The organism is Aliterella sp. E5.1, from assembly GCF_057473825.1.
The window spans coordinates 1-11,442 of sequence record NZ_JBYCCV010000110.1 but is presented as its reverse complement, the minus strand read 5'-3'; the positions used below and the strand labels follow the sequence as shown (position 1 = coordinate 11,442).

Annotated in this window: 9 protein-coding genes, 1 pseudogene and 1 riboswitch; of the genes and pseudogenes, 6 read left to right on the top strand and 4 right to left on the bottom strand. The window is 44.7% G+C overall.

What is annotated here, in order from left to right:
• Nucleotides 1–214: 214 nt before the first annotated feature.
• The 3 genes from AC2VE5_RS21420 to AC2VE5_RS21410 all read right to left on the bottom strand — a co-directional run bounded on the left by AC2VE5_RS21420 (nucleotide 215) and on the right by AC2VE5_RS21410 (nucleotide 3,015).
• Entirely contained in the window at nucleotides 215–1,279 is a 1,065-nt protein-coding gene (locus tag AC2VE5_RS21420) for a transposase (RefSeq protein ID WP_486889712.1), read from the bottom strand.
• Between the two features lie 14 nt (nucleotides 1,280–1,293).
• Nucleotides 1,294–2,181: a hypothetical protein gene (locus tag AC2VE5_RS21415; protein WP_486889710.1), complete on the bottom strand. Its 888-nt coding sequence runs from the start codon at nucleotides 2,179–2,181 to the stop codon at nucleotides 1,294–1,296.
• 171 nt (nucleotides 2,182–2,352) lie between these two features.
• Nucleotides 2,353–3,015 carry an Npun_F0813 family protein gene (locus AC2VE5_RS21410; protein ID WP_486889708.1) on the bottom strand — a complete coding sequence of 221 codons (663 nt, stop codon included), beginning with the start codon at nucleotides 3,013–3,015 and terminating at the stop codon, nucleotides 2,353–2,355.
• A 413-nt stretch (nucleotides 3,016–3,428) separates the two neighbouring features.
• On the opposite strand from AC2VE5_RS21410, the gene AC2VE5_RS21405 reads away from it, so the two are divergent.
• From AC2VE5_RS21405 to AC2VE5_RS21380, 6 genes are all read left to right on the top strand, one after another.
• Nucleotides 3,429–4,712 carry a DUF389 domain-containing protein gene (locus AC2VE5_RS21405; RefSeq protein WP_486889707.1) on the top strand — a complete coding sequence of 428 codons (1,284 nt, stop codon included), beginning with the start codon at nucleotides 3,429–3,431 and terminating at the stop codon, nucleotides 4,710–4,712.
• Nucleotides 4,713–4,775: 63 nt separating this feature from the next.
• Nucleotides 4,776–5,780, top strand: a complete 1,005-nt coding sequence (locus tag AC2VE5_RS21400) for a sodium:calcium antiporter (RefSeq protein ID WP_486889706.1) — start codon at nucleotides 4,776–4,778, stop codon at nucleotides 5,778–5,780.
• A gap of 14 nt (nucleotides 5,781–5,794) precedes the next feature.
• A complete protein-coding gene (locus tag AC2VE5_RS21395) occupies nucleotides 5,795–6,748 on the top strand; it encodes a mechanosensitive ion channel family protein (RefSeq protein WP_486889705.1) in 954 nt (317 codons plus the stop codon).
• 285 nt (nucleotides 6,749–7,033) lie between these two features.
• A complete protein-coding gene (locus tag AC2VE5_RS21390; protein ID WP_486889703.1) occupies nucleotides 7,034–8,056 on the top strand; it encodes a mechanosensitive ion channel family protein in 1,023 nt (340 codons plus the stop codon).
• Nucleotides 8,053–9,414, top strand: a complete 1,362-nt coding sequence (locus AC2VE5_RS21385; protein WP_486889702.1) for a DUF2254 domain-containing protein — start codon at nucleotides 8,053–8,055, stop codon at nucleotides 9,412–9,414. Before AC2VE5_RS21390 ends, AC2VE5_RS21385 begins: the two co-directional genes overlap by 4 nt.
• A 92-nt stretch (nucleotides 9,415–9,506) precedes the next feature.
• A riboswitch (Fluoride riboswitch) is annotated at nucleotides 9,507–9,589 on the top strand.
• 88 nt (nucleotides 9,590–9,677) lie between these two features.
• A complete protein-coding gene (locus AC2VE5_RS21380) occupies nucleotides 9,678–11,306 on the top strand; it encodes a cation:proton antiporter (protein WP_486889701.1) in 1,629 nt (542 codons plus the stop codon).
• Nucleotides 11,307–11,336: 30 nt separating this feature from the next.
• Here AC2VE5_RS21380 and AC2VE5_RS21375 read toward each other — a convergent pair.
• Nucleotides 11,337–11,442 (bottom strand): annotated as a pseudogene (locus AC2VE5_RS21375) (transposase); the annotation flags it as partial.

Sequence of the window (11,442 nt, the reverse complement as noted above, 5' to 3'; positions counted from 1 at the left end):
CATATTTGAGTGCTTTCTCCAACATTTCTTTGCTTTCAGATATCTCCACTTGGAACGGACGACTCATAACTTTTCCTTTCCCCTTACACTTATGCTAATTTAGCGCACCTTCATTCAGAATTGGTATAAGATCGCACAATAATTAGCGCTAAAAAATTGAGAACTATTAGTCATGCAAAGCTTACTATCTAAAAACTCGCTACTAAATAATTGCTTAATTGGGATAGAGGGAATAAACCTGACCATCAACCAGTAGCCTTGTAATCCCTTTTGCTTGGAGGTGAGAACAAGCTTTTTGAAACATTTTACTATCGGGTACTTTTATAACGCGATCGCGTTTGGTTGAAAAGCGACGGGCTACACGATGGTTATCAAATACTGGTAAAGTTTTTTGGTTAGTTTCTTGAGTCGGAATTTGTCCCAAGTCGCCAAATTCTTTGAGAGGACGAGTAATCAATTCTGACAATCGGTCGATTACTAAGTAGCAAGTTTTGGGCAAACTTGCTTGTGATAAGGGTAATACTTGAATTAAAGCATTAGAAGCTGAACGTCTTTTGGCTATGCGTGTTGGTTCATCGTCGTCAGTGTCATCATCATAATCCAAGTCTTCATCTTCTAGCCCCTCGCTGTCTTCCGCCTCTTCTAGCATATCTTCCCCTAGCATTTCTGCTACTAATAAGGCGCTAGTTTCTTCATCGGTAGGAAAATTTGAGTCGTTAGTAGCTAGTGGTTCTACGGAGGAATTTACTTTGCGAGTAGGAGAAGGAATATTGATCTCAGGATTTTGACGGCTTAAAGTGGAAAGGCGATCGCCTTTGGCGCTACGCTCTGAGTAATCGCTCTTGGCGCTAGGTGGCTGATCGCTGGTTTGCGTTGGGGTAGCATCTAGTTGGCTGGAATCGTCTACAACTACAGGAGTTTCTGCACGACTGCTAACCGTGCGGCGTTTAACAATTGGCGTGGGGTTTGCACTGGGTTCTTCTAGCTGTAGAACTGATTTTAGCTCTATTTGTGGTTGGACTCCCGCCTTTACTGGTTCTAATTCGCTTTGTAAATTAGTTACTTGTTTCGCTGCCTCGGTTCCAGGTACTCTTGCCGCTCGTTTAGAGGCAATTAACACTTCGTACTCTTGCTCTGGCAAAGTGCTTTTCAACATTCGGCTAATAGTTGAATTGCTTACGCCATAACGATCTGCCAGAGTTGAAGTTGTTTCTCCGGTGTGCTTGTACAAGTGAATAATGTCACTTTTTATAGATTCAGAAATTTTTTTTCCAGTCATAATCCAGTTTTATTTTAAGCCCGCTTTCGCCCGCGCTTTTCCCGTCGAGAACGACTCGATAATTCATATTCCACCGCAGCGCCAATAGCAAACAGCACGCCACTAAATACCCCAAATACTTCTAGCAGCGCTCCACTTTGGTAGTTTTCAATGTGGTTTTGAGCATAACTAAGCCACACATCTCCAATGTAGAGCGAGAACACTGCTGCCGCTATCATTTTCCATGATTGAGCAAAACGACCGCCCCAAAAAGTTAGCAGTACCATTGTAGCGATAATTAACAGCAAGACATCAGCAACGATGTAGAACAATGGTAAAGATTTTGCTAAAGATGAAAACAAGATTGAAGCTGTAGCGTCAACGGGTGCAGAAGTTGCTGGGTTAGAAGACCAAATTCCTATACCAATGCCAACTATAGCAATTGCTGCTACCATTCCCCATTGCCAGCGTTCTAAGTTCACTCGTCTAGCACTCAAGGCTGAAATCATCCCCCCACCCAAAAATAGATAGGCTGCTACAAAAAATAAATCTGCTGGCGAGACATTAGTTGGTTCTTGCTGAAGAACTAGCTCCCAATAGCCTAAAATTAAATTGCCAATTAGGTAAGATAGCTGACCAAATCCAATTCCTAACCAGACACTACGTCCGCTAATGATCGTTGGACTGAGCATATTTCTAAAACACAATAATACCGAGCTTAAGTAAGCAACTAATTCAAATATATAAGTACTAACTATGTACCCTTGGGCGCGTCTAGCTACGCCATTAGCATTTTCTACAGGCAAACTAAATAATAGAGTAAATAAAAGTGCGAGTACCCCCCAAGAAACTGCAAGCAAAACAATTGTTTGCAAAGATAGCTGGGACTTTGAGCTATTTGCTTTACTTATAGGCTTGTTCATAAAAACTCCTGACGCAGGGGAAGTAGCGACAGCTACGAGTCGGGACTATATTCATAGATATCTTTTTACTATTTAAAATTTTGAAGTTGTCTGCACGGGCATTTTTTAGATATTTCTGTTGGCTACAAGCATACACAACTCATAGGCGATCGCGTGTGCTTAAATCTTTTGTTACTGCCACAGCTTATCAAGGCTTGATTGATTTAGCCACTGTATAAACCCCGATCGTTCGTTTCCTGACATATCCTCTAAACTATCAAGGGCATTTTTAGTAAAATTTGATTCGCCGAAGTATCGCTTCCCAAGACGATGAATTTCTTGTAAAAGGTTGAGCAATTGGGGTTCTTGCCAATCTGGTAGCTGTTGGACGCTTAGCGGATCGATAGCTAGTAAGTAATTAACTGCTTCGGGGGATTTTTCAGTTAGATCTACTTTGGAAAGAAAGTTTTTAAAATCCTGCCGAAATAATTTTGCTTGCCTAGCGCCCAAAAGGTCATCAATATCTGCGTAAACTGCTTGTAATAGTAGCAAGCTACCTTTGACTAAAGATTTTAGCGATCGATCGCCAATGGCGCTATCAATATTTTTTAGTTGTTCTGGGCGAATTTTTCCCCATAATGTATAGCGATCGGGTTCTTCAAGCAATATGCAGGCTTTGCCTTTGTTATCCGTCAAGTCTCGCCATACACCTAAAGCTTCTTGAGACTGATTTAGAGGAAATATTTGTAGCAAACGAAAAGTCTGCCTTTGATAATTGATAATGGGAATAAGTTGGTCGAGGGTAGGGTGTTTGATGTTAAAAATTTCTACATCTTGTCTTTTGAGAATAAACATAATCCTAATATTTAATGGCTTATAGCCTGCGGGTAGTATAAGTTACTAAACCATAAAGCATTAGTTGCACATGGCTTAGTAATTATTTTTAGCACTGTTTTATTGTTTAAACTCAGTTTTTGAACGAATTGGTAAAGCTGATACATATTCAATATCGTGATCGCGATATTGAATTTTTCAACGGGCGAAAAGATTGCTCTTTGAACGGGCGAAAAGCTGATTTGGCGGTTGGCTGTAGCTAGGACTAACCTGCAATCAGCTTAGAGGATTACTCCAGCCCATGGTGAAGGGATCAAAAGTACCAATTAGTCATTACAATTACATCCTCCACTCAAATTGTCTCTTAGGGGAGAACTTATAGGGGCTAGTTGCTGATTCAATTACTCAAGCATCACGACAAGTAGGAGGATAATGTGCGTCAGTTACTAATACAGGTTCCGCGTGGATGTGGCAAACAAGTGCTTGAAACTGCCAAAGCTTTTGACGGGGCAAATTTGGCATTATTTGAGGCGACGGGGAGTGATGGCGCAATCGACTTGGCGATCGCTCATATCTCCAATAGCAAAGTTGAGGGACTGCTGGGAGAGTTGGAATCTATGCCGCAACTGCAAGTCACTATCATTCCCCAGGGAGTGATGGCACTACAGCCACCGCCAGAAGAAGCACCGCAGCAAGTCACCAATGTAGAACTGCGTAGCCCCATTGAAATCTTTTTGGCTGGGTTACAAAGTGTCGGTTCGTGGAAGGGCTTTCTAGGGTATGCGGCGGCGGCGGGAGTGGTGGTATGGATTGGCTTGTATACAAATACTAATTATTTGCTGGTTGCCGCGATGCTGATTGCACCCTTTGCGGGACCAGCGATGAATCTAGCGATCGCTACGGCACGGGGAGACATAACTTTGCTCAAGCGTAGCTTAATACGCTACTTTAGTGCGCTTTGCGTAACAATTCTCGTTGCTCTAGCACTTAGCCTGATTCTGCGGCAGGAAATTCCTACAAGTCAAATGGTACAGACAAGCGAACTATCCTCCGTGGCAGTGCTGCTGCCATTAGCAGCAGGCGTAGCTGGAGCGCTCAATCTCGTGCAATCAGAACGAAGTAGCCTGGTTTCTGGAGCAGCAGTCGGAATGCTGGTCGCTGCTTCGCTAGCGCCGCCTGCGGGACTGGTGGGGATGGCGATCGCAATTGGTAGGTGGGATATGGCAACGAGCGGATTATTTGTTCTGTTGCTACAACTGGTGGGAATTAACTTGACTGCTACGATGTTATTTCGCCTCTGTGGTTTATCTACACGAGGCTCTCGCTATGGGCGAGGCAAGCAGTGGGTATTTGCAACAACTCTAGCTGTAACTGCGGCAGCGTTGGTAGGTTTGCTGGCTTGGCAGTTGAGCCATCCGCCAAACTTTCAACGTTCTACCCGCGCCCAGAGGGCTACTGCTGAAATTCAGCAGGTGATAGAAGCAAACGGTACTACCAAATTGGTAGAGACTAACATCCGCTTCACTCGCCCAGAAATTCAAGGTCAAAATACATTGCTAGGCGTTGTCTACGTCCAACGTCAACCAGGAGTCACCGCATCAAGAGAGGAGATTAGCAACATGCTCACGCATCAGATCCAAACACGCTTATTAAAACAAGGTTTTAACGTGACACCATTGATTGATGTCAACGTCTTAGAAGCACCAAATAAAACTTGAGTATTCAGCCTGTTGAATATTTGTGGAAGACTACTTATAGCAGCTAATATCAGGAGAGTAGCAATGCTACTGGCGCTTCAATCGATCTTATGTGTGATTTTAGTGGTTTTTGTCGGTACGCAGCTATCGCAAAGTGCAGATATCTTAGCAGAGAAAACTGGTTTGGGGCGTAGTTGGGTAGGCGCAATTTTGCTAGCAGGTGCAACTTCCTTGCCAGAACTTGCTACGGGTGTCAGTGCGGTAGTTGTCTTTAAGTCACCAGATTTAGCCGCAGGAGGCATATTTGGCAGTTGTTTGTTTAATCTGCTCCTCCTAGCACTGCTGGACATTTTCAGCGGACCAGAACCGCTATTAAAACGAGTGCAGATCAGTCACGCCCTAGCTGCGGGTTTAGGATCTGTACTGCTAGGTGTGGCGGCGGGTGGAATGCTCCTAGCTCGGACAAGCAATAATTTAACTTTAGGTTGGGTTGGTATTCCTAGCATTATAGCGATCGTGCTTTATTTGCTCAGTGTGCGGATACTTGCCCAGTTTGAGCAAAAGAGACGTACCGAGGTGCTACAACAAGAAGCCGAGGTTTTTCAATACCAACATATTAAACCCCAGCAGGCATATCTCAGATTTATCTTGCTCTCGGTCGCAATTGTTGTGCTAGGTGTCTGGTTGGCATCCCTAGGCGATCGCATTGCCGCAGTGACGGGATTGGGAGAAAGTTTTATTGGCGCACTTCTGCTAGCTGCAACTACATCACTACCCGAAGCCGTCGCGGGACTAGCAGCGATTCGCCTCAACGCTTTAGATCTAGCAGTTTCTAACGTATTTGGTTCCAATATTTTTAACCTCGCAATTTTGGGTATCTGCGATCTGGTGTACTTTCCAGGCAATCTCTGGGCAAATATCTCTGGGGTGCATATTTTCACCGCAGTAGTAGCGATGGTAATGACTTCAGTTGCTATTGTTGGGTTAATTTACCGCGCTGCTCGCCCTACAAGAATATACATTACTTGGGATGGACTGGCGCTGATCTCACTCTACATTGGTGGGATGTATGTTATTTACCGTAGCTAACAGAGGAGTCAAAGTTGGAGCAGATTTTAAATTTTATTAGCTTTAATACCGAAATCGGGCTAAAGGTATTACTTACCATAGCCTTCCTAATTGTACTTTGGCTGCTGCGTCGTATAGCTAAGGCGTTGATTGGAGAATCGCTACGAGATCGCTACAACGGGCGGATTTGGTTCTGGGCGGGGCAAGGGTTAAATTTATTTACCGCCGTACTTTTGATCTTGGGGCTGCTAAAAATTTGGTTTGACAATCCCAATCGACTTGCTACAGCAATTGGGTTAGTAACCGCAGGGGTAGCTTTTGCTCTGCAAAAAGTAATTGCGGCGATCGCGGGTTACTTTTTGATTTTGCGGGGTAATATTTTTAGCGTTGGCGATCGTATTACTATGGGTGGCGTGCGTGGCGATGCGATCGCTCTAGGGTTTATCCATACCAAAATTATGGAAATGGGACAGCCTGTTTCGCTTCAAGATCCGACTTCCCCTAGTTGGGTCAAAAGCCGTCAATTTACTGGCAGAATTGTCACTGTCACCAATGACAAAATTTTTGAGCAGCCTGTTTACAACTACACCCAGGATTTTCCTTATCTTTGGGAAGAAATCAGCGTTCCCATTTCTTACAGCGCCGATCGCGAAGTTGCCGAGCAAATTTTGTTAGAGTGTACCACCCGTCACACGGAAAATATCAATCAGATGAGCCAGGAATCATTACGGGTGATGCGCGATCGCTATTTTCTCCATGCCGCCGATTTGACACCAAAGGTTTACTATCGAATTACGAACAACTGGCTAGAACTAACTGTCCGTTTTGTTGTTAGAGAACATGGAATTCGCGATCTCAAAGATACTGTTAGCCGCGATCTACTCAAAGCTTTCGATGCGGCGGGAATTAAAATCGCCACGACGACTTATAATATTGTCGGATTTCCATCACTCCAAATTGACAATCTAAAAGAGAATTCCCAACATTAGTCCGCTTCAAGCGTTTAGATAAAATATTGTTCGAATCTGAACGTCATCAACCTGATATAGGCTGTCTCCCAAGCATTGAGAATTATATTTTTCTGCTATTTAGAAATGATACTTTCCTAACTGTAGGTAGATTTTAAATCTGGGCTTATCCATTAGCATTAACATTATTTTCTTAGGAGAAATACGATTTTGCTAGTTATAAAAATACACCTATAAAAGTGCAAAAATGGCTAAATTAAGTTCTAAAATTCAAAATTTAAATTACATACATTAAAATTAACGACTATGGATATTCAGTCAGCAATAACAGCAGCGTGGGATAAGATTGGAGGGCTAATTGAAAGCTTGATTGTTATGCTGCCAAACCTTGTCTTGGCGATCATTGTTTTCATCGCATTCTTTTTCGCCGCTCACTGGCTGAAGTTATCAGTAAAACGCCTTACCCGCAGACATCGGCAAGCAAGAAACCTAGGCATGGTGCTGGGGAGATTGGCTCAAGGAGTCGTTATTTTGATTGGTTTATTTGTGGCGCTATCAATTGTAGTTCCAACATTTAGAGCCGGAGATTTAGTTCAGCTACTAGGTATTAGTGGAGTAGCAATTGGTTTTGCTTTTCGCGATATTTTGCAGAATTTTCTAGCAGGTATCCTGATTCTATTAACTGAACCGTTCCGAATTGACGACCAAATTGTTTTCAAGGACTTTGAGGGAACGGTGGAAAACATTGAAACGCGGGCAACAACGATCAAAACTTACGATGGTCGCCGGATAGTTATTCCCAACTCCGAACTATTTACAAATTCGGTAACTGTTAATACTGCCTATGATAGTCGTCGGATGGAATACGATTTTGGCATTGGTTACGGTGACGATGTTGAGCAAGCAAAGCAGTTAATGCTAGAAGCAATTGGTAGCATAGATGATATTTTGAGAGATCCCGCTCCCGATGTCCTCTTATTAGAATTAGCTGAAAGTACCGTTAACATCCGCGCTCGTTGGTGGATTAAACCCCCCAGAAGGATAGACGATCTCAATTCGCGAGACAAGGTAATTTCTGCCATCAAGCGAAAGCTCTCCGAAAATGGCATTGACTTGCCTTATCCTACACAACAAATTTTATTCCACGACCAAACCGAAGAAACCGATGGCGATCGCGCCATTCAGCGTGAAGGTTGGCCCGCAGGCAATAAAGAAGTACCAGAACCACGCAGTATTAGCGGTTCTCTCAAGCAGTTAGCTGAAAACAGCGCCTCGAAAAACGGTAATGACAGTGATAGCCAAAATCTACCTACGGGCGATCGCCAATGAAAAACGTCAAAATCGCTAAATTTTGGGACTCGCTCCAATCGAGCTACTTGTTTTTGCCAGCAGTGATTGTGGCGTTCGCGATCGCATTGGCTGTTGCAATGCTAACCCTCGACCGACGGGGCTATTACGGACAGTTGGAAAACTGGGGCTGGCTCTACACTGGCAGCACCGACGGTGCGCGGGCAATGCTTTCTGCCATTGCTGGTTCAATGATTACTGTCGCGGGTACTGTCTTCTCAATTACAATTGTGGCGCTCCAACTAGCTGCTTCCAATTTTGGTCCCCGCTTGCTGCGTAATTTTATGCAGGACATTGGCAATCAAGTTGTGCTGGGGACATTTATTGGTACGTTTATTTACTGCTTACTTGTCCTGCGGACAGTGCGAGGAGAGGGCGATGATTACGATGTCTTTATTCCGCAGATGTCGGTGACCGTTGCCTTAGCGTTAACGTTCGTTAGTATTAGTCTGCTGATCTACTTTATCCATCACGCCTCCACCATCATTCAAGCATCCCACGTCATCTTTGAGGTCAGTGCCGATCTCGACCGCGCTACAGATCGATTATTTCCTGAAAAAATCGGACGAGGTTTGTCAGAATCTGGACGGCGAGTGGCAGAAATCCCAGCGAATTTTGACGAAGATGGCTATCCAGTTAAGGCGGCTAAGAGCGGTTATTTGCAAGGAATTGATGATGAGAAGTTAATGCAGATTGCCTCTGAGAACGAGTTGATAGTGCGGCTGGAACTTCGACCAGGCAAGTTTGTTGTCCAGGGTAGCGAGTTAGTTATGGTCTATCCTGGACAACGAGTAAATCAAAAACTTACCAAAAAGTTTCGAGATGCTTTTATTCTGGGTACAGAACGCACCGAGCAACAGGATATAGAGTTTCCTATCCATCAATTAGTTGAAGTTGCCCTGCGTGCCATTTCTCCCGCCGTCAACGATCCATTTACTGCCATTCGGTGTATTGACAGATTGAGTGCAGGACTGTCGCGCCTCGCAGGGCGAGATTTTCCTTCCCCCTACCGCCACGATGACTTGGGCAAACTGCGGGTTATTGCCCAACCAGTAACGTTTGCAGGGCTAACTGATGCTGCTTTTAACCAAATTCGACAATATAGTAATTCTGATGTTGCTGTAACTATTCGTCTACTGGAAGCGATCGCAACTATTGCTCGTTATACTCAAAACCAGAAAGACCGCGAGGCGCTACGCCGCCATGCCGAGATGATTCAACGGGACAGTCAAGACGCAGTTTCTGAGGAATGGGACAAAAAAGATATTGAAGAGCAATATCAGGCAGTTTTGAAAGCTCTTTGGATGGCAAGCGGGAAGGAAAAATCCTCTCATCAGTAGCTTTATTGGTCAAACTAGCCCAACTTAAATATCGTTACTGTGTAGTCGAAATTTAGTTGTAAGCAATGCAGATATAGAAAATTAATGTAAAGTAATCACAAGGCAATGGAGCTTGCCTAAACCGCCCTCTGAACATTCATTTATTCCTCAGAAGGCTGATGGCTCCTACTATTCCGACTTGCGACGGAAGGGTAGGGCTGTTTGTTTTCTATCCACTTCCAACGCAAGTCACGCTCGTTCACTTAGTTGTTTGAGGTTGCGTGATGTTAGAAAGTACGCTTTGGATCGTGTTAGGAGGGTTTTTTGTCGGTCAGATCGCCCGGCGTATGGGGGTTCCAGCACTCGTTGGCATGGTGCTAGTCGGGATTGTGATTGGTCCACAGGTTGCAAATGTGATTAGTCCCGGCGTGCTAGAAGCGGCTGATTCGCTGCGATTGGTTGCCGTGATGGTGATTTTGATGAAAGCAGGACTAGGGCTAGATCGAGAGAAGTTGGTACAGCAGGGGACGGTGGCGCTGCGGTTAGGCTTTCTCCCGGCGGCAGGAGAGGCAATTGCGATCGCGCTTGCCGCCATGCTCATCTTTGGGCTTAATTTTCCCACAGGACTTCTGCTGGGCTGCATTATTGGCGCAGAATCCCCGGCTGTGATTGTACCCGCAATGCTACGACTTAAAAGTTTAGGGTGGGGAGTCAAAAAAGGGATTCCAGACGCAATTTTAACAGGAAGCGCATTATCAGATGTATTACTTCTACTAGTATTTAGCTTATTGCTTGCATTCCTATCTGAAGGCGCAACAAGCGTAACGTTACCAGGTGGTCTTACGTTGAGTGCTGTGCAACTTCTGCCATTTCAGATTGTGCTTCAAATTGTTTTTGGAGTCTTGCTAGGAGTATTGACAGCCAAAGTATTAATCTTGCTTTTAGCACAGAATTGGACGCAGAATGCTGTTCAAGATACGTTAGTGACAGCAAGTTTGGCATTGCTATTAGTCGTGGTAGCACAAGACTTGCCGATTTTCTCTGGTTATTTGGCGGTGATGTCAATGGGATTTTTCCTAATTGAGTTTGATGCACCACTCGCTCGACGGTTACGCGGCGGATTTGACAGCCTGTGGATGATTGCCGAAGTGGTGTTGTTTGTTTTATTGGGAGCTAGTATTCAACTGCAAGTCTTAGGCAATATTTTGCTGCCGGGGTTACTAATTTTAGCAATCGGCACTCTCGTCGGTCGGTCTGTGGGCTGGTATCTATCTACCGTCAAAAGCAATTGGAACTGGAAAGAGCGATTGTTCCTGCTGCCGGGCAACTCCGCCAAAGCAACCGTTCAAGCTGCGATCGGGGCAATTCCTCTGGCGCAAGGCATTGAAGGAGGAGAGACAATTTTGGCGATCGCGGCGCTTTCAATTCTGGTGAGCGCACCACTGGGAGCTTGGGCAATTCCCACTTTTGCCCCGCGATTATTGGAACGAGGTGAAGTCGATCCCACCAAGGTGGCGAGCGGTCGTCAAATTGTGATTCTAGCAGCCATAGATACCTCTGTGTTTGCTGATGCAGTCTTAATCAAAGCGGCTGAACTTGCTCGTCGCAGCGATGGTGAAGTGATTGTGCTGCACGTGCGCACTCAAGATCCAGCAACCGTAGCCCACCTCAAAGAAAAAACTCAACGGCTTTTGAGTGATATCCGTCATCGGTTGATCGTGGTAACAGGATCGGTTCCAGAGGAGATTCTTCGAGTTGCTCAAGATTTCAATGTGACTGAGATTGCGATCGGTAAGCGAGGACAACCTGCTTGGCAAACCGCGATCATGGGTTCGGTATCTCAGGCAGTCTTAGAATCGAGTCTCATTCCGGTCATTGTGGTAGAAAAAGAGCAACAGATAAAGCAAAAATAAAATTCACTATATAGAACCCATTTGACATCTCTAAAAGGCGGCAAGTCGCTTAATCATTAACCTGACGAAGCAGAGATTGAGCTTCGTGGTGGCATTGGTCAAGGTGCGCTCAAAGTTCTTAACGAGGATCTTACAT

Bases quoted from the DNA above. Each gene is read 5' to 3' on its own strand.
- AC2VE5_RS21390 (WP_486889703.1), top strand. From the start codon at position 7,034: ATGGATATTCAGTCAGCAATAACAGCAGCGTGGGATAAGATTGGAGGG.
- AC2VE5_RS21380 (WP_486889701.1), top strand. From the start codon at position 9,678: ATGTTAGAAAGTACGCTTTGGATCGTGTTAGGAGGGTTTTTTGTCGGT.
- AC2VE5_RS21385 (WP_486889702.1), top strand. From the start codon at position 8,053: ATGAAAAACGTCAAAATCGCTAAATTTTGGGACTCGCTCCAATCGAGC.
- AC2VE5_RS21415 (WP_486889710.1), bottom strand. From the start codon at position 2,181: ATGAACAAGCCTATAAGTAAAGCAAATAGCTCAAAGTCCCAGCTATCT.
- AC2VE5_RS21410 (WP_486889708.1), bottom strand. From the start codon at position 3,015: ATGTTTATTCTCAAAAGACAAGATGTAGAAATTTTTAACATCAAACAC.
- AC2VE5_RS21420 (WP_486889712.1), bottom strand. From the start codon at position 1,279: ATGACTGGAAAAAAAATTTCTGAATCTATAAAAAGTGACATTATTCAC.
- AC2VE5_RS21400 (WP_486889706.1), top strand. From the start codon at position 4,776: ATGCTACTGGCGCTTCAATCGATCTTATGTGTGATTTTAGTGGTTTTT.